Annotated in this window: 21 protein-coding genes and 1 riboswitch; of the genes, 16 read left to right on the top strand and 5 right to left on the bottom strand. The window is 45.0% G+C overall.

Annotation, left to right across the window (positions count from 1 at the left end; genetic code table 11):
* Window positions 1–111: 111 nt before the first annotated feature.
* A complete protein-coding gene (locus tag bslm_RS16135; protein WP_033884687.1) occupies window positions 112–852 on the top strand; it encodes an SDR family NAD(P)-dependent oxidoreductase in 741 nt (246 codons plus the stop codon).
* Window positions 853–870: 18 nt separating this feature from the next.
* On the top strand, window positions 871–1,254 hold the full coding sequence (locus bslm_RS16130; protein ID WP_015251261.1) for a tautomerase family protein: 384 nt from the start codon (window positions 871–873) through the stop codon (window positions 1,252–1,254).
* A 35-nt stretch (window positions 1,255–1,289) separates the two neighbouring features.
* On the opposite strand, the gene mdtP is transcribed toward bslm_RS16130, so the two are convergent.
* The 4 genes from mdtP to bslm_RS16110 all read right to left on the bottom strand — a co-directional run bounded on the left by mdtP (window position 1,290) and on the right by bslm_RS16110 (window position 4,128).
* Entirely contained in the window at window positions 1,290–2,915 is a 1,626-nt protein-coding gene (gene mdtP / locus bslm_RS16125) for a multidrug efflux MFS transporter MdtP (protein ID WP_015384597.1), read from the bottom strand.
* The gene (mdtR, locus tag bslm_RS16120; protein ID WP_014480800.1) at window positions 2,912–3,379 is read right to left on the bottom strand and encodes a MarR family transcriptional regulator MdtR; all 468 of its coding nucleotides are present in this window, start codon (window positions 3,377–3,379) and stop codon (window positions 2,912–2,914) included. The genes mdtP and mdtR overlap by 4 nt, the downstream gene beginning before the upstream one ends.
* A 158-nt stretch (window positions 3,380–3,537) precedes the next feature.
* Entirely contained in the window at window positions 3,538–3,870 is a 333-nt protein-coding gene (locus bslm_RS16115; RefSeq protein ID WP_003222766.1) for a spore coat protein, read from the bottom strand.
* A 12-nt stretch (window positions 3,871–3,882) separates the two neighbouring features.
* On the bottom strand, window positions 3,883–4,128 hold the full coding sequence (locus bslm_RS16110) for a hypothetical protein (RefSeq protein WP_003228567.1): 246 nt from the start codon (window positions 4,126–4,128) through the stop codon (window positions 3,883–3,885).
* Window positions 4,129–4,222: 94 nt separating this feature from the next.
* Between bslm_RS16110 and bslm_RS16105 the strand changes: the two genes are divergently transcribed.
* Entirely contained in the window at window positions 4,223–5,131 is a 909-nt protein-coding gene (locus tag bslm_RS16105) for a proline dehydrogenase family protein (RefSeq protein WP_046381311.1), read from the top strand.
* Between the two features lie 24 nt (window positions 5,132–5,155).
* Here the strand turns inward: bslm_RS16105 and bslm_RS21060 are convergent, their stop codons facing one another.
* Window positions 5,156–5,302, bottom strand: coding sequence for a YuzL family protein (locus bslm_RS21060; RefSeq protein WP_042974692.1), 147 nt, complete (start codon window positions 5,300–5,302; stop codon window positions 5,156–5,158).
* A 174-nt stretch (window positions 5,303–5,476) separates the two neighbouring features.
* Here bslm_RS21060 and bslm_RS16100 point away from each other — a divergent pair, with 174 nt between their 5' ends.
* From bslm_RS16100 to bslm_RS16040, 13 genes are all read left to right on the top strand, one after another.
* Entirely contained in the window at window positions 5,477–7,846 is a 2,370-nt protein-coding gene (locus tag bslm_RS16100; protein ID WP_044052668.1) for a 3-hydroxyacyl-CoA dehydrogenase/enoyl-CoA hydratase family protein, read from the top strand.
* A gap of 10 nt (window positions 7,847–7,856) precedes the next feature.
* Window positions 7,857–9,032: an acetyl-CoA C-acetyltransferase gene (locus tag bslm_RS16095; RefSeq protein WP_003228574.1), complete on the top strand. Its 1,176-nt coding sequence runs from the start codon at window positions 7,857–7,859 to the stop codon at window positions 9,030–9,032.
* A 14-nt stretch (window positions 9,033–9,046) separates the two neighbouring features.
* A complete protein-coding gene (gene fadE / locus bslm_RS16090; RefSeq protein ID WP_046381310.1) occupies window positions 9,047–10,831 on the top strand; it encodes an acyl-CoA dehydrogenase FadE in 1,785 nt (594 codons plus the stop codon).
* Between the two features lie 110 nt (window positions 10,832–10,941).
* The gene (locus tag bslm_RS16085; protein ID WP_003222779.1) at window positions 10,942–11,298 is read left to right on the top strand and encodes an arsenate reductase family protein; all 357 of its coding nucleotides are present in this window, start codon (window positions 10,942–10,944) and stop codon (window positions 11,296–11,298) included.
* Window positions 11,299–11,364: 66 nt separating this feature from the next.
* Complete coding sequence (gene gcvH / locus bslm_RS16080) at window positions 11,365–11,748, top strand: glycine cleavage system protein GcvH (RefSeq protein WP_003222781.1); 384 nt, start codon at window positions 11,365–11,367, stop codon at window positions 11,746–11,748.
* A 55-nt stretch (window positions 11,749–11,803) separates the two neighbouring features.
* On the top strand, window positions 11,804–12,040 hold the full coding sequence (locus bslm_RS16075) for a YusG family protein (protein ID WP_003228581.1): 237 nt from the start codon (window positions 11,804–11,806) through the stop codon (window positions 12,038–12,040).
* Between the two features lie 77 nt (window positions 12,041–12,117).
* The gene (locus bslm_RS16070) at window positions 12,118–12,480 is read left to right on the top strand and encodes a toprim domain-containing protein (RefSeq protein WP_015483668.1); all 363 of its coding nucleotides are present in this window, start codon (window positions 12,118–12,120) and stop codon (window positions 12,478–12,480) included.
* Window position 12,481: 1 nt separating this feature from the next.
* Window positions 12,482–12,802, top strand: a complete 321-nt coding sequence (locus bslm_RS16065; RefSeq protein ID WP_003228585.1) for a thioredoxin family protein — start codon at window positions 12,482–12,484, stop codon at window positions 12,800–12,802.
* 106 nt (window positions 12,803–12,908) lie between these two features.
* The gene (locus tag bslm_RS16060) at window positions 12,909–13,253 is read left to right on the top strand and encodes an SCP2 sterol-binding domain-containing protein (RefSeq protein WP_003228587.1); all 345 of its coding nucleotides are present in this window, start codon (window positions 12,909–12,911) and stop codon (window positions 13,251–13,253) included.
* A gap of 114 nt (window positions 13,254–13,367) precedes the next feature.
* A riboswitch (SAM riboswitch) is annotated at window positions 13,368–13,474 on the top strand.
* 105 nt (window positions 13,475–13,579) lie between these two features.
* Window positions 13,580–14,605, top strand: coding sequence for a methionine ABC transporter ATP-binding protein MetN (gene metN / locus bslm_RS16055; protein WP_003242531.1), 1,026 nt, complete (start codon window positions 13,580–13,582; stop codon window positions 14,603–14,605).
* Window positions 14,598–15,266: a methionine ABC transporter permease MetP gene (gene metP, locus bslm_RS16050; RefSeq protein WP_003228593.1), complete on the top strand. Its 669-nt coding sequence runs from the start codon at window positions 14,598–14,600 to the stop codon at window positions 15,264–15,266. The genes metN and metP overlap by 8 nt, the downstream gene beginning before the upstream one ends.
* Window positions 15,267–15,279: 13 nt before the next feature.
* Window positions 15,280–16,104, top strand: a complete 825-nt coding sequence (gene metQ, locus bslm_RS16045; protein ID WP_003228595.1) for a methionine ABC transporter substrate-binding lipoprotein MetQ — start codon at window positions 15,280–15,282, stop codon at window positions 16,102–16,104.
* Window positions 16,105–16,187: 83 nt separating this feature from the next.
* The gene (locus bslm_RS16040; RefSeq protein WP_003228596.1) at window positions 16,188–16,565 is read left to right on the top strand and encodes a carboxymuconolactone decarboxylase family protein; all 378 of its coding nucleotides are present in this window, start codon (window positions 16,188–16,190) and stop codon (window positions 16,563–16,565) included.
* Window positions 16,566–16,640: the final 75 nt, after the last annotated feature.

The following is a 16,640-nucleotide window of genomic DNA, read 5'->3' as shown; positions in this document are numbered from 1 at the left end:
CTATCAATCTAAGTGATATCTAGTATCTTTAACAATCATTATACGCAACATCAAAGCTGGATTACAATGGAATCAGAAATATACTTTAGTCAACAGCAAGGAGTGGCGGCAATGAATGTCTTGAACAAAATAGCTCTCGTAACGGGGGGCGGCACAGGAATCGGAAAAGCAGCCAGTATGGAATTGGCAAAGCGCGGGGCGATTGTGGCGGTGAATTATTCACGCTCGCAATCAGAAGCGGAGGAAACAGTGGAAATGATTCAAAAAGCTGGCGGGCAAGCCTTCGCCATCCAAGCAGATGTATCCAAAAACAGCGACGTGCAGGATATGATTCAAGCAATCGTGAGCACACACGGCACGGTTGATATTTTAGTCAACAATGCCAGCATTACACGGCATATTCCAATGGATGATCTTGAGGCTGCGACAGAAGACATATGGGATGAGCTGTATGCCGTCAATGTGAAAGGGATGTTTTTCTGCGCGCGGGCAGTGGTTCCGTTCATGAAGAAAAGCAAGGCCGGGGCGATCGTAAACGTCGGCAGCATCGCAGGGGTAACTGGTGCCGGCTCATCTATGCCTTACGCAGTATCAAAATCAGCGGTGCACGGTTTAACGAAATCATTGGCCCACGCCTTAGCGCCTGAAATCAGAGTGAGCGGTGTAGCACCAGGAGCTGTGGCAACGAGATGGTGGGCCGGCCGGGAAGAAAAAATGAAAAGCATGATCGGCTCTTTGCCGCTGCAGTGTATTGCTGAACCAGATGATGTTGCCAAATTGATTTGTTCACTAATTGAACAGGAATCACTCACAGGCCAAATTATCACAATTGACAGCGGACAGACGCTGTAAAGAAAGGGATGCAGGGAGATGCCATTTGTACAGATTCATTTACGGTCGGGAAGAAGCGAAGCGTGGCTTCAAAAACTGAGCAGGACTGTCCACCAATCGATGATTGAAGAAATCAATGTGCCGGAAGATGACTATTTCCAAGTCATCAGACAATATGAAAAAAGCGAATTTTTTTATGATCCATTTTATCTCCAAGTCGAGCGAACTGATGAACTGATATACATTCATTTTACACTGAAACAGTCAAGAACAACTGAACAGAAAAAAGCACTTTACCGCTCAATCGCGAGCCGGATTCATTCCGAGCTTGGCGTCAGAAAAGAAGATGTGTTTATCATGCTGGCCGGAAATCAGGCTGAGGATTGGTCTTTCGGAAATGGAAGAGCCCAGATGATTGAATAAAAAACCCCGCGGATTGATACCCGCGGGGTGCTCTATTAATGGGAAGGTGATTCAACGGCTTTTGCCGCCTTCTCTTTTTCTTGTTGGTCTTCCGTTTTCTTATTTGATAGCTTGATAGGTTTTAAAAACAAGGTGAATACGGCTCCGACTGCGATAAAGATCAGGCCCGTATAAAACACGCTGTGAAGCGAATCCATCAACGATGTTTTTAAAATCGGCACAATATGGGATGAGAAAGCCGCAGGGATTTGTTTGACCGCGTCCGGACTGAACAGTGATTGCAGCAGCCCTTGCGGATTTGTATCAATCATACCCTTTAGCTGGGCGGCAAACGAGCTTGCCTGTGCCGGAAGAGAGTCTAAATATGGAACCAATTTATCTGTTAATAGATTTCCTGATCTCGCATTCATTACGGCTCCCAGCATGGTAATGCCGAATGTTCCGCCGATAGAACGGAAGAATTGGCTGGATGAAGTGACAACTCCAAGCTCCTCCTTCGAAAAGCTTTCCTGTAAAGCCAATGTCAGAATCGGCATAACAAGACCCATTCCCAGACCAATAATCGCCATAAAAGATGTAGCGACAAGCTTGCTCGTGTCGAGATCCAATGTCGTTAACAGCAGGAATCCGCCGGCCATAACCAGCATGCCTGTAATGATTTGCGGTTTAATCCCAATTTTATAAACAAGCTGTCCGCCGATGATACTTGTGATAATCATAGAAATCATCATCGGTGTCATAATTGTACCCGATTCAGACGCACTTACACCGACAATTCCCTGCATAAAGAAAGGAACAAACGTAATGGCGCCAAACATACCGATACTCATAAAGAAGCCGATCAAGTTTAGAAATGTAAATGTTCTGTTTTTAAATAAATACATTGGCAGGATTGGCTCTTTTGCTTTTGATTCTACGATGATAAAGCTGACAATGCCGATCAGTGCGAGAGCGAACAACCCAAGAATCTGCCATGAATCCCATGCATAATCTTTTCCGCCAAAGCTTAAGGCGAGCAGGAGGCTGACCACACCGACAATCATTGTGAAAATACCAGCGATATCGAAGTTGATCGGACCAGTCTGCTGGCGTCCCTGTAATCCCCTGGCAATAAAAATAACCGCAATAATTCCGACTGGCAGGTTAATATAGAAAACCCATTTCCAGTTTAACGAGTCTACAATCCAGCCGCCGATTTGCGGCCCAATCACTGAAGCCAGCCCGTAAATTGCGCCAAAGACACCTTGGAATTTAGCACGCTGTTTTCCTGTGAACAAGTCACCGATGACAATCATCGCCATCGGCATCATGATGCCTCCGCCGATGCCCTGCAGTCCACGGAAGATAATCAATTCCGTCATGTTGTTGGCCATTCCGCACAAAGCAGAAGCGGCCATAAAAATAATCAAACCTGATACATAGACAATGCGGCGTCCCAATAAATCAGCCAGTTTACCGGCAATTGGAACAATGGTTGTTGATGTTAACAAATATGCAGTTGTCAGCCAGGTCATCATGCTCAAACCGCCCAGATCACCGACAATTTTCGGCATGGCCGTTCCGACAATGGTACCGTCAAGGGCTGAAAAAAACATGGCAATAATTAAGCCTGTTATTAATAACGTTCGTTTTGATTGTTTGCCTTCTTTACTCATTTTCATCCGTTTCCTCTTTTCATGTTTTGCTTTTCATCCGTTTCTGCTGCTTGTGCGAGCTTTGCTGTAATATGCGCCGCCTGCAGCATCTCCTCCTCCGTCAAAAAGGAAAGATAGCGCGCCATAATGGCCTTTCTGCCTGCCAAAACCTCCTCGAACTTTCTGTCTCCTTCGTCAGTAAGACTGAGATCAATCACTCGCCTGTCTTTTGTGTTGTGTGTTCTGGCGATAAGATTTTTTTGTTCAAGGCGATCTGCCATCAGCGTCACCGCGCTTGGCTTTACCTCCATACGCTCGGCAATTTCAGAAATTTTGAGGCTGCCGTGTTTCTTTAGGCTGGCCAGCACAAACAGCTGCGCTGGGGTGACACCTTGTTTTTCCATGCTTTCCAGCATTTCAGGCTGTATCTTTTGAAAGAGCGCCTGAAGCGATAATTGAATATCGGACATTAACTGATCCGCACTCTTCATATTCATTTCCCCTCTGTTACATACACTGTATATATATTTTGATGACAAAATAGTTAATGCTTATTAAATATAAATAAGCGTAAATGAAAAGTCAACTGATTTTACACAAAAAAAGGATAGATGCCCGAAAGAACATCGTATCCTTTTTACTGATATTGTTATTGCTGATAAGGAGACTGCTGCTGAATGGTCTGCTGGAATTTTTGATAGGACTGCTGCAGCTTTTGTGCATCCTCCGCTTCAACAGAATACCATCCATATTGGAACATGAGATCATATAGTTTTCTTTGCGCTTTTTGTGACTCATCAAAAATGGATTGAATATCCTGATAAAGAGACTCGTGGCTGAATTCGTGCAAGGCAGTACAATAAGCTGTTGTCATGTATTTTTCGGTTGTCAGCAATTCGTTGACGAAATCTCTGTCATTCATTTCCGATGTTGTCGGTACAGGTGTCTGCGGGTTGCTGATTTTTTGATTTTGCTGATTCATTCTGGCGCCTCCTTATTGGATGTAGCCGGACTGCTGCTGGCCTGGCTGCAGGTGCTTTAATATTCTTTGATAGTGATCATGATGCATGTGTCCGACGCGGTCGAGTTCTTGCTTTAACGTTTGATCCTGGCACTGCTGCGCCATGAAATGCGCTTTCTTCATCGCGAGCAAATTCCAGTTCAGCATGTCATTGAGATACAAATGATCCTTTGTCGAAATAACGGAAGGCGGCATTTGAGATTGCTGCTGATTATCCATTGTGATCCTCCTTTGGTTTCTGTTCATTTTATAGTTTCCTTCAGACTGGGAGTTATATACAGGTGTTTTGAAGATGACGGCGGGAGGGAGTCGGATGTTGAGACATGTGTTTTTATTCTTATCTCAAAATAAAACACTTACCAAGTTCGCAAAAGCATACGGAACGCGGCTTGGAGCACGAAGGTTTGTCGCAGGGGATACGATTGAATCGGCGGTTAAGACCGTCAAAAGGCTAAACAGATCCGGTTTGTGTGCAACAATTGATTATTTAGGCGAGTATGCAGCTTCGGAAAAAGAAGCAAACCAAGTCGCAGAGGAATGCAAGAAAGCCATTCAAGCCATTGCCGAACATCAATTGGATTCAGAGCTTTCGCTTAAGCTGACCTCAATCGGGCTCGATCTTTCAGAAGAACTTGCTCTTACTCATTTGCGCGCCATTCTTTCCGTTGCGAAGCAATATGATGTTGCTGTGACCATTGATATGGAAGACTATTCTCATTATGAACAGACACTTTCTATTTACAGGCAATGCAAACAGGAATTTGAGAAGCTCGGCACGGTCATTCAGGCGTATCTGTACCGGGCGGCAGAAGATATCAGAAAGATGCGGGACTTAAAGCCGAATCTCAGACTTGTAAAAGGCGCTTATAAAGAATCTGCGGCTGTAGCGTTTCCCGACAAAAGAGGAACGGACCTTCATTTTCAGAGCTTAATAAAGCTGCAGTTGTTAAGCGGGAACTACACGGCTGTCGCCACACATGACGATGACATCATTGCATTTACGAAACAGCTTGTCACCGAACATCAAATCCCCGCGTCGCAATTTGAGTTTCAAATGCTATACGGCATCAGGCCGGAGCGTCAGAAGGAACTCGCCAAGGAAGGCTACAGAATGCGTGTGTATGTCCCATATGGAACGGACTGGTTCAGCTACTTTATGAGAAGAATTGCCGAGCGGCCTGCCAATGCAGCGTTTGTGTTAAAAGGAATTTTGAAAAAGTGAAAGCAGCCGCGGGAAGCAGCTGCATTATGATTGTTCCATGTTATGTTTTTTATACTGCTGATTTTGACTTGTCCGTTTTCCGCCGCCGTAATGCTGACTCGGACCGGCATCTCCCTTTACGCTCGCCGCGCTGACTGCCGCTGAAGACGGATTTTTTTTCTCTCGTACCATTCCCTTCACCTCCGGGCTTAAGTTGCCCGACTTTTATAGGCTTCATACAAAAAAATAACAAATTAGCTATTGAAGTCGAACCGGAAATCTTTTAAGATGAAAGAAGAAACGGGTTTCATTTTTTTTGGTCAAAAAATGAATGACTATTCATTCAATGTTCAAGGGGGATATCTCATGCACAAACACATTCGAAAGGCAGCCGTTTTAGGATCGGGGGTAATGGGCTCCGGGATTGCGGCGCATTTGGCTAACATCGGAATACCTGTCCTGCTGCTAGATATTGTGCCGAACGATTTGACAAAGGAAGAGGAAAAAAGGGGGCTGACGAAGGACAGTCCGGAGGTGCGCAGCAGGCTGAGCCGGCAGGCGGTGAAAAAACTGCTGAAACAAAAGCCCGCTCCCCTCACATCAGCGAAAAATACCTCCTATATTACACCGGGCAATCTGGAGGATGATGCAGAAAAACTGAAAGAAGCAGATTGGATTATTGAGGTCGTTGTCGAAAACCTTGAAGTCAAAAAGAAAATTTTCGCTCTTGTGGATGAACATCGAAAGACTGGAAGCATCGTCTCAAGCAACACATCCGGCATATCAGTGCAGGAAATGGCTGAAGGCCGGTCGGATGATTTTAAAGCCCATTTTCTCGGAACGCATTTTTTTAATCCCGCACGCTATTTAAAGCTGCTGGAGATCATTCCGATTAAGGAAACGGATCCTGATATTTTAAAGTTTATGACAGCTTTCGGAGAAAATGTCCTCGGGAAAGGTGTTGTTACAGCAAAGGACACACCGAACTTTATCGCAAACCGCATCGGGACGTACGGGCTTCTCGTGACAGTCCAAGAAATGCTGAAAGGCGGCTATCAGGTCGGGGAGGTTGATTCGATCACAGGACCGCTGATCGGCAGGCCGAAAAGCGCTACCTTTAGAACGCTTGATGTGGTCGGTCTCGATACATTCGCCCACGTTGCCCGAAATGTGTATGACAAAGCTGATGGCGATGAAAAAGAAGTGTTTCGCCTTCCAAGCTTCATGAACGATATGCTGGAAAAAGGGTGGATCGGAAGTAAGGCCGGCCAAGGCTTTTATAAAAAAGAAGGAAAAACGATTTATGAGCTTGACCCAGTGACGCTTACTTACGGCGAGCGGACAAAAATGAAAACACCGGCACTTGAAGCGGCAAAACAGGCAAAAGGGACAAAAGCCAAAATGAAAGCGCTTATTTATTCGGATGACAGAGCCGGCCGATTGCTGTGGAATATCACATCTCAAACCCTGCTTTACTCAGCCGAGCTGCTTGGCGAGATTGCCGATGATATTCATGCGATTGACCAAGCCATGAAGTGGGGATTCGGCTGGGAACTGGGACCTTTTGAGATGTGGGACGCCATCGGCCTCAAGCAGTCAGCGGAAAAGCTTGAGCAGCTTGGAGCAGATATGCCTGGCTGGATAAAAGAGATGCTGGACAAAGGAAATGAAACCTTCTACATCAAAGAGAACGGAACGGTATTTTATTATGACCGCGGCGAATACAGAGCTGTGAAAGAAAACAAAAAACGAATTCATTTACAAGCACTTAAAGAAACAAAAGGCGTGATTGCGAAAAACAGCGGAGCAAGCTTAATTGACCTTGGAGATGATGTGGCCCTTCTTGAATTTCATTCGAAAAGCAATGCGATCGGCCTTGATATCATTCAAATGATCCACAAAGGATTAGAGGAAACAGAACGGAATTACAAGGGGCTTGTCATCGGCAATCAAGGGAAAAATTTCTGCGTCGGCGCGAATCTCGCCATGATCTTAATGGAAGTCCAAGATGACAACTTTTTGGAAGTTGATTTTGTGATCCGCCGTTTTCAGGAGACGATGATGAAGATCAAATACAGTGCGAAACCGGTCGTCGCCGCGCCATTTGGCATGACGCTCGGCGGAGGAACGGAAGTATGCCTGCCTGCGGCGCGTACTCAAGCGGCAAGCGAAGCCTATATGGGCCTTGTTGAATCAGGTGTCGGCCTCATCCCTGGCGGAGGGGGAAACAAAGAGCTGTACATCAATCATCTACGCCGTGGCCTTGATCCGATGAATGCGGCAATGAAAACATTTGAAACGATTGCGATGGCGAAAGTGTCCGCTTCCGCTCAAGAGGCTCGTGAGATGAACATCTTAAAAGAAACGGATCAGATCAGCGTGAATCAAGACCACCTGTTATACGATGCGAAGCAGCTGGCCGCATCTTTATACGATACCGGCTGGCGGCCGCCTGTAAAAGAAAAGGTCAAGGTGCCGGGAGAAACCGGTTATGCGGCACTCTTGCTTGGCGCTGAGCAGATGAAGCTGTCCGGCTATATATCTGAGCATGATTTCAAGATCGCGAAAAAACTCGCTTATGTCATTGCGGGCGGAAAAGTGCCGTTTGGTACAGAGGTTGATGAAGAGTATTTATTGGAGATCGAAAGAGAAGCGTTTTTGAGTTTGGCAGGAGAGGCAAAATCTCAAGCGAGAATGCAGCATATGCTTGTGAAAGGTAAACCTTTACGGAATTAGGAGGGAGCTTATGAAAGAGGCAGTCATTGTGTCAGGTGCAAGAACACCGGTTGGAAAAGCAAAAAAAGGATCGTTGGCCACCGTTCGCCCGGATGATTTGGGAGCGATTTGTGTAAAAGAGACGCTGAAACGGGCAGGCGGCTACGAAGGCAATATTGACGATTTGATTATTGGCTGTGCAACGCCTGAAGCGGAGCAGGGGCTTAATATGGCGAGAAATATCGGTGCGCTCGCGGGCCTGCCGTACACGGTTCCGGCGATTACAGTTAACCGTTATTGCTCTTCAGGCCTTCAGTCTATTGCATATGCAGCAGAAAAAATTATGCTGGGCGCCTACGATACAGCGATCGCCGGCGGAGCAGAATCCATGTCGCAAGTTCCGATGATGGGGCATGTTACCCGTCCGAACCTTGCTTTGGCAGAAAAGGCACCGGAATATTATATGAGCATGGGCCACACAGCCGAGCAAGTCGCGAAAAAATACGGCGTCTCCCGTGAGGATCAAGACGCGTTTGCCGTTCGCAGCCACCAAAACGCTGCTAAAGCCCTTGCAGAAGGAAAATTTAAAGATGAAATTGTACCCGTAGAAGTGACGGTGACAGAAATCGGAGAAGACCATAAGCCTATGGAAAAACAGTTTGTGTTTTCACAGGATGAAGGTGTTCGCCCGCAAACGACTGCAGACATCTTATCGACATTGCGCCCGGCCTTTTCCGTTGACGGGACGGTGACTGCGGGCAATTCCTCACAGACAAGTGACGGAGCGGCGGCTGTCATGCTGATGGACCGGGAAAAAGCCGATGCTCTTGGCCTGGCGCCGCTTGTGAAATTCCGCTCCTTTGCAGTAGGCGGCGTGCCGCCGGAAGTCATGGGAATCGGACCGGTGGAAGCGATTCCGCGCGCTTTGAAGCTTGCCGGACTTCAGCTGCAGGACATTGGCTTGTTTGAACTGAATGAAGCTTTTGCCTCACAGGCCATTCAAGTAATCAGGGAATTGGGAATTGATGAAGAAAAAGTGAATGTCAACGGGGGCGCAATCGCGCTTGGACACCCGCTTGGCTGTACGGGCACAAAGCTTACACTCTCACTCATCCATGAAATGAAACGGAGAAACGAGCAATTTGGAGTCGTGACCATGTGTATCGGCGGCGGGATGGGAGCGGCCGGTGTATTTGAATTATGCTAAAGGGGGAAAAACAAATGGCAAAAAAAACGGCTGACGTACAAAAAGGCGGCGGATTTTTAATCGAGGATGTCACATACGATCAAATGTATACACCGGAGGATTTCACTGACGAGCATAAAATGATTGCGAAAACAACAGAGGATTATATCGAGCAAGATGTTCTCCCTCATATAGATGATATCGAAAACCATCAATTCGAGCATTCTGTCAGACTGTTGAAGAAAGCGGGCGAACTAGGGCTGCTTGGCGCCGATGTGCCGGAAGAATACGGCGGGCTCGGCCTTGATAAAATCAGCTCGGCACTCATCACTGAGAAATTTTCGCGTGCGGGAAGCTTTTCTCTTTCTTATGGCGCGCATGTCGGTATCGGTTCCTTGCCGATCGTCTTTTTCGGGTCAGAAGAACAAAAGAAAAAATATTTGCCTGGACTCGCTTCAGGCGAAAAGATCGCCGCTTATGCTCTGACTGAGCCTGGCTCTGGATCTGATGCACTTGGAGCAAAAACAACAGCTGTGCTGAATGAAGCAGGAACCCATTATGTATTAACAGGGGAAAAACAGTGGATTACCAACTCTGCTTTTGCCGATGTATTTGTGGTTTACGCCAAGATAGACGGCGACAAGTTTTCAGCCTTTATTGTAGAAAAAGAGTTCCCGGGTGTCTCCACGGGACCGGAAGAAAAGAAAATGGGAATCAAGGGATCATCGACAAGAACCCTCATTCTGGATCAAGCTGAAGTGCCAAAGGAAAACCTGCTCGGAGAAATCGGCAAAGGGCATGTCATCGCCTTTAATATTTTAAACATCGGCCGTTACAAACTGGCGGTTGGCACAATCGGCGCATCTAAACGCGTCATCGAGCTGTCTGCGGCATACGCAAATCAGCGCCGCCAATTTAAAACGCCGATTGCTGGTTTTTCATTGACACAGGAAAAAATCGGGACAATGGCCTCAAGGCTGTATGCGATGGAAAGCTCTGTATACAGAACCGTCGGACTGTTTGAAGACAATATGAGCCAGTTCACGGCCGAAGATCTCAAGGACGGCCGGCAAATCGCCAAATCGATTGCGGAATACGCCATCGAATGCTCTCTGAATAAGGTATTCGGCTCTGAAACGCTTGATTATATCGTTGATGAAGGCGTGCAGATTCATGGAGGCTACGGCTTTATGCAGGAGTACGAAGTAGAAAGGGCCTATAGGGATTCAAGGATCAATCGGATTTTTGAAGGCACAAACGAAATCAACCGGTTAATCGTGCCAAGCACCTTCCTGAAAAAAGCGCTTAAAGGCGAGCTGCCTTTATTCGAAAAAGCGCAGTCGCTGCAGGAAGAACTCATGATGCTTATGCCTGAAGAGCCTGGAAGCGGCGTCTTAGAGCAGGAGAAATATATCGTCAAGCAAGCCAAAAAAATTGCGTTGTTTGCTGCCGGCCTAGCCGCGCAAAAATACGGAAAAGCCATCGATCGTGAGCAAGAAATTCTCGTGAACGTAGCGGATATCGTCAGCAATGTATACGCAATGGAATCAGCCGTGCTTAGAACGGAAAAGGCCATTGCCGCACAAGGCGCTGAAAAAGCAGCACAAAAGGTGCTGTACACAGAAATTTTCGTTCAAGAGGCCTTTAACGAAATTGAAGCGCATGCGAAGGAATCCCTTATCGCAATGGAAGAAGGAGATTCACTCCGCATGATGCTTTCCGCTCTGCGCAAGCTGACACGCGTAACGCCTAAAAACGTGATTCAGAAAAAACGCGAGGCGGCGGCAGGCATTTTTGAGGCTGAGAAATATATTGTCTGATTGGCCATGAGCTCCGCATGCGCGGAGCTCTTTTTTAAGAAGCACTGTTTTAGGTTTTTAAAACAAACTGTGTTAAAATAACCTCGATTATTTTATTGAGGGGGAAGAAGATGTCGTTAACTTTTTACTGGTACCCTAAATGCGGAACGTGCCGCAAAGCAAAGAAGTGGCTTGAAGAGCATGGGAAAGAAATAAACGAAATACATATTGCTGAGCAGCCGCCAAGCAAAGAAGAATTAAAAGCGCTTTATGAAAAAAGCGGGCTGGATCTCAAGAAATTTTTCAACACGAGCGGCATGAAATACCGCGAGCTCAATCTCAAGGAAAAGCTGTATCACATGTCAGAGGACGAACAGCTCGAACTGCTGGCTTCAGATGGTATGCTGATCAAACGCCCGCTTACAACAGACGGCGAAAAAGTGACTGTCGGATTTAAAGAAGACCAATTTGAAGAAAACTGGGCTTAATGTAAATTTTTTTTGAAAAGTGTGGTATCTTCTTATTGTAGTGCTGTAAAAAATGGAGGGATTCAATTGAGCATACCAAAAGATTTGCGTTACTCAGGAGAACACGAGTGGGTAAAAGTTGAAGGAGAAAAAGCCAGAATCGGAATTACGCATTTTGCCCAGTCCGAACTAGGCGACATCGTGTTTGTCGAACTTCCTGAAGTGGGCGCTGAAATCAAAGCGGACGAGCCATTCGGCAGTGTTGAATCCGTTAAAACGGTATCTGAGCTTTATGCACCGATTAACGGAACGGTTGTGGAAGTAAACGAAGATCTTGATGACAGTCCGGAATTCGTCAACGAATCTCCGTACGAAAAAGCATGGATGATCGTCGTTGAGCCATCTGACGCTTCTGAAATTGAAAAACTGATGACAGCAGAGCAATACGAAGAGATGACACAAGAAGACTAAAACAGGATAGCCGTAAAAGCAATTGGACACGCTAACGTTATGGGAGGTGTCCAATATGGCTTTCGACAAACAAAAGCTCGATGTCACCAATGATGTGACAGGCCGCTTTCAAAATGGCCGGCTCTCGTTATATCATGATAATGAGATGATCGGCCAAATGACAAGCATGAATGAATATGAGCTTAAGTCTGGTTATTCCTTTGAAAATGAGAAATTTTATAAGACAGCCGATGTGGTCTCTGGAGACGACGCAAAATATGTAGATTGTGACTACGAAAACGGCTGGTGTTAATGTTGGCGGTGAATTTCACTGCCTTCTTTTACAATCTGAACGTTTCAAATTTGACGCGGCAGGTGAACAAGATGAAGATGGATGAGCTGGAAAAGGTTATGATTGTCGAGGGGAAATCAGATAAAGAGAAAATCGAAAGCGTCCTGAATGAACCGGTGCGCATTATCTGCACAAACGGAACAATCAGCCAGCTGAGGCTCGAGGAATTGGCTGACGAGCTTTATGATAAAGACGTCTATATATTAGTTGATGCTGATGAATCAGGTGAGAAATTGAGAAAACAGCTGAAGCGTGAATTTAATGAAGCCTGCCATCTCCATATCGACAGAGCCTATAAGGAAGTAGCGGCTGCGCCCAGGCACCATGTCGCCTCTGTATTGCTGCGTGCGAATCTGAATGTCCATACTATTTTTCTTGAAAGAAAGTCCCGAGGTGTATAGCATGAAAGAACTCCAAGAACACGAACTTGATCACATTGAAGATGATGTGTACCTTCTATATTTATATACTCCGTTTTGCGGCACCTGCCAGCTTGCAAGCAAAATGCTGACAGTGGTGAAAGAAATGCTGCCGGATGTCGCCTTCTATCAAAACAATGTCAATTACTCTCCGACATTCGCAAAAGCGTATCAAATTGAAAGCGTCCCTTGTTTTCTGCTGTTTAAAGGCGGAAAGATGGTCGAAAGAGGATATGCATTTCATTCCGTTTCTTATTTATATGAGCTGATCAAACAAAAATCATCTTCCGCATCCCATTTATGACATATTTCTCAGCATATCCAATGAAATTGTCGTTCGTTTTATAAAGGGGTTCTTGCGACAAAGAGAGAAATGTGTATGTATGACCAACAAATAGGAGGTTGTACATATGGAGAAAGCGGAAGTTTTAGAAGATGAGTATCAGCATCTGTTTTTAAAACCCCTTTTGAATGCCTCAACATTGCTCATTACCTTCCAAGGAGAAGCAGAAGCCTTAACCGTCTCAATAAACGAACAGGGAGAAATGAAAAAAGTTTCTCCGCCCCAAACGTCCAACCTGACCTTTTACGGAAACCAAACGGAAATTATTGATTTATTGCACGGAGACATTTCCCTTCAGCACCTTATTCAGAGCGGAAGCCTCAAAGTAAAGGGGTCATTCAGGGCCCTGTTAAAGCTGGAAGCCATTCTCTGGCTGACAAATGGATTTTTTCAGAGGATTTTAAAAAATTAAAAAATAATAAATTATTATAATAGTAAAAGTTGACATCATTTATTTTATTGACATTTAATCATTCGCCGTGCTATTCTACATTAAGAATTTCCGGACGAAAAAGACTATATATTTCTCTTATCAAGAGAGGTGGAGGGAAGTGCCCTATGAAGCCCGGCAACCATCAACACTGTTGAAATGGTGCCAATTCACACGAAGCGTTCAGCTTTGAAAGATGAGAGAAAGGCATTTTATATAAGCCTTTCTGCTCAAGTGTGCAGAAAGGCTTTTCTTTTGCAGAAAAAACCGGAAGATTTCTTAGAATAGTGTTAAGGCAGGTGATTGCTTTGATCAATCTTCAGGATGTTTCAAAAGTTTACAAGTCGAAACATGGAGATGTCAATGCTGTCCAAAACGTCTCGCTTTCCATTAAAAAAGGTGAGATTTTTGGAATTATAGGATATAGCGGAGCTGGTAAGAGTTCCTTAATCCGTCTGCTGAACGGCCTTGAGAAACCAACCTCAGGAACCGTGGAAGTGGCGGGAACCAAGATTAATGAAGTAAATGGACGCGGTTTAAGAAAAGCACGCCATGAGATCAGTATGATTTTCCAGCATTTCAATTTGCTTTGGTCGCGGACTGTCAGAGATAATATCATGTTTCCTTTAGAAATTGCCGGGGTGAAAAAGAGCGAGCGGATCAAGCGCGCCAATGAACTGATTAAACTGGTAGGTTTAGAAGGAAAAGAAAAATCTTATCCGTCCCAGCTGAGCGGCGGTCAGAAGCAGCGTGTCGGAATTGCCAGAGCGCTTGCAAACAATCCGAAGGTTCTTCTTTGTGACGAAGCGACATCAGCATTAGATCCGCAAACGACAGATTCAATTCTGGATCTATTGTCCGATATTAATGAAAGACTCGGTTTGACGATTGTGCTGATTACGCACGAAATGCATGTCATACGCAAAATCTGCAACAGAGTCGCCGTCATGGAAAACGGCAAGGTGGTCGAAGAAGGCGAGGTTCTCGATGTCTTCAAAAATCCAAAGGAACAAATGACAAAACGATTTGTTCAACAGGTGACAGAGCCGGAAGAAACGAAAGAGACGCTTCAGCACCTTCTTGATGATACAGCATCAGGAAAAATGGTTCAGCTCACATTTGTCGGTGAGTCAGCTGAACAGCCTCTGATTACAGAGATGATCAGAAACTTCAATGTCAGCGTCAATATTCTGCAAGGGAAAATTTCGCAGACGAAGGATGGGGCTTACGGTTCACTGTTCATCCACATTGACGGGGACGAGGAAGAAGTGCAAAACGTGATCCGATTCATTAATGACAAACAGGTGAAAGCAGAGGTGATCACGAATGTTTGAAAAATACTTCCCGAACGTTGATTTAACTGAATTATGGAACGCGACATATGAAACACTTTATATGACGCTGATTTCTTTACTGTTTGCTTTTGTCATCGGGGTCATCCTCGGCTTGCTGCTCTTTCTGACGAGCAAAGGAAGCCTCTGGCAGAATAAAGCGGTCAACTCAGTGATTGCAGCCGTTGTTAACATATTCAGATCGATTCCGTTCCTTATTTTAATTATTTTACTATTAGGTTTTACGAAATTTTTAGTCGGCACGATCTTAGGGCCAAACGCCGCATTGCCGGCGCTGGTAATCGGCTCGGCACCATTTTACGCGCGCCTTGTTGAAATCGCGCTGCGTGAGGTGGATAAAGGTGTGATTGAAGCAGCTAAATCAATGGGCGCGAAAACGTCTACGATTATTTTCAAAGTGCTGATTCCGGAATCAATGCCTGCTCTTATTTCTGGCATTACGGTTACAGCCATCGCTTTAATCGGTTCAACGGCAATTGCCGGAGCCATTGGTTCAGGAGGCCTTGGAAACCTTGCGTACGTAGAAGGATATCAGTCTAATAACGCTGATGTTACCTTCGTTGCTACTGTGTTTATTTTAATCATCGTGTTTATTATTCAAATCATCGGTGATCTAATAACAAATATTATAGACAAACGATAAGGGAGGATTTACATTGAAAAAGCTATTTTTGGGTGCATTACTGCTTGTATTTGCAGGAGTTATGGCTGCCTGCGGTTCGAATAACGGCGCTGAATCCGGCAAGAAAGAAATTGTCGTTGCGGCAACAAAAACACCGCATGCGGAAATTTTAAAAGAAGCTGAACCATTGCTGAAAGAAAAAGGCTATACGCTGAAAGTGAAAGTGCTAAGTGATTACAAAATGTACAATAAAGCTTTAGCTGATAAAGAAGTGGACGCGAACTACTTCCAGCACATTCCTTACCTTGAGCAAGAAATGAAAGAAAACACAGATTACAAACTTGTGAATGCCGGTGCTGTTCACTTAGAGCCATTCGGTATTTACTCTAAAACATACAAATCACTGAAAGACCTTCCAGACGGTGCGACAATCATTCTGACAAACAACGTTGCTGAACAAGGCCGTATGCTTGCAATGCTTGAAAACGCTGGATTAATCACTCTTGATTCTAAAGTGGAAACAGTTGACGCAACATTGAAAGACATTAAGAAAAACCCGAAAAACCTTGAATTCAAAAAAGTAGCGCCTGAATTAACGGCAAAAGCATATGAAAACAAAGAAGGAGACGCGGTCTTCATCAATGTAAACTATGCGATCCAAAATAAATTAAATCCTAAAAAAGACGCAATTGAAGTAGAATCAACGAAAAACAACCCATACGCTAACATCATCGCAGTAAGAAAAGGCGAAGAAGATTCTGCAAAAATCAAAGCGCTGATGGAAGTTCTTCACTCTAAAAAGATCAAAGACTTCATCGAGAAAAAATACGACGGAGCTGTGCTTCCTGTATCTGAATAAGACTGAAACCCCGGATGAGAAATCCGGGGTTTTTTCGCGTATTTTCCTAAAAGCTGTTCATAATAAAAAGGAATGTTAAACAGATGGAGGGATTTTCTTTGAATCAAGACAGAGGAAGCATGCAGGACGCGTTAAAACAATATAAACATGGTTTAGGTACATTTGAACAAAAGATGCCGCTGATGGGAAGAAAATTTAACGAATTTACTGAACAGTGCTTTGCCGGGAATTCTCTGACTGAAAGAGAAAAACAGCTGATCGCCCTCGGAATTGCCATCAATGCTCAGGACGAATATTGCATGATCTATCATACAAAAGGCTGTCTTGATCAGGGAGCGTCAGAAGAAAACATTCTCGAAGCCGTCAGTGTGGCAGCGGCATTTGGAGGCGGCGCAGCTTTCAGCCAAGGCGTGACAGTCGTTCAACAGTGCATTGAGGAATTCGGAAACACCACGCATTAAGAGAAGGAATATTCCGAAAAACCATTCTCATTTGTTCTGAAAGGATGCTTTCGTCTCATCTGCCGCTATTTCACG

The sequence above is a fragment of the Bacillus sp. LM 4-2 genome, from assembly GCF_000978495.1.
Classification (GTDB): domain Bacteria; phylum Bacillota; class Bacilli; order Bacillales; family Bacillaceae; genus Bacillus; species Bacillus subtilis.
Note: the sequence above shows the minus strand (reverse complement) of the source record. Positions and strands in the feature narration are given on the sequence as shown.

What these genes read in the sequence shown, in the direction of transcription:
- bslm_RS16060 (WP_003228587.1), top strand. Translation starts at nt 12,909, where the DNA reads ATGGAGAAAGCGGAAGTTTTAGAAGATGAGTATCAGCATCTGTTTTTA.
- bslm_RS16075 (WP_003228581.1), top strand. Translation starts at nt 11,804, where the DNA reads ATGGCTTTCGACAAACAAAAGCTCGATGTCACCAATGATGTGACAGGC.
- bslm_RS16105 (WP_046381311.1), top strand. Translation starts at nt 4,223, where the DNA reads ATGTTGAGACATGTGTTTTTATTCTTATCTCAAAATAAAACACTTACC.
- bslm_RS16040 (WP_003228596.1), top strand. Translation starts at nt 16,188, where the DNA reads ATGGAGGGATTTTCTTTGAATCAAGACAGAGGAAGCATGCAGGACGCG.
- bslm_RS16130 (WP_015251261.1), top strand. Translation starts at nt 871, where the DNA reads ATGCCATTTGTACAGATTCATTTACGGTCGGGAAGAAGCGAAGCGTGG.
- bslm_RS16110 (WP_003228567.1), bottom strand. Translation starts at nt 4,128, where the DNA reads ATGGATAATCAGCAGCAATCTCAAATGCCGCCTTCCGTTATTTCGACA.
- bslm_RS16070 (WP_015483668.1), top strand. Translation starts at nt 12,118, where the DNA reads ATGGATGAGCTGGAAAAGGTTATGATTGTCGAGGGGAAATCAGATAAA.
- mdtR (WP_014480800.1), bottom strand. Translation starts at nt 3,379, where the DNA reads ATGAAGAGTGCGGATCAGTTAATGTCCGATATTCAATTATCGCTTCAG.
- bslm_RS21060 (WP_042974692.1), bottom strand. Translation starts at nt 5,302, where the DNA reads ATGGTACGAGAGAAAAAAAATCCGTCTTCAGCGGCAGTCAGCGCGGCG.
- metP (WP_003228593.1), top strand. Translation starts at nt 14,598, where the DNA reads ATGTTTGAAAAATACTTCCCGAACGTTGATTTAACTGAATTATGGAAC.
- bslm_RS16065 (WP_003228585.1), top strand. Translation starts at nt 12,482, where the DNA reads ATGAAAGAACTCCAAGAACACGAACTTGATCACATTGAAGATGATGTG.
- fadE (WP_046381310.1), top strand. Translation starts at nt 9,047, where the DNA reads ATGGCAAAAAAAACGGCTGACGTACAAAAAGGCGGCGGATTTTTAATC.
- bslm_RS16100 (WP_044052668.1), top strand. Translation starts at nt 5,477, where the DNA reads ATGCACAAACACATTCGAAAGGCAGCCGTTTTAGGATCGGGGGTAATG.
- mdtP (WP_015384597.1), bottom strand. Translation starts at nt 2,915, where the DNA reads ATGAAAATGAGTAAAGAAGGCAAACAATCAAAACGAACGTTATTAATA.
- bslm_RS16135 (WP_033884687.1), top strand. Translation starts at nt 112, where the DNA reads ATGAATGTCTTGAACAAAATAGCTCTCGTAACGGGGGGCGGCACAGGA.
- bslm_RS16115 (WP_003222766.1), bottom strand. Translation starts at nt 3,870, where the DNA reads ATGAATCAGCAAAATCAAAAAATCAGCAACCCGCAGACACCTGTACCG.
- bslm_RS16095 (WP_003228574.1), top strand. Translation starts at nt 7,857, where the DNA reads ATGAAAGAGGCAGTCATTGTGTCAGGTGCAAGAACACCGGTTGGAAAA.
- bslm_RS16085 (WP_003222779.1), top strand. Translation starts at nt 10,942, where the DNA reads ATGTCGTTAACTTTTTACTGGTACCCTAAATGCGGAACGTGCCGCAAA.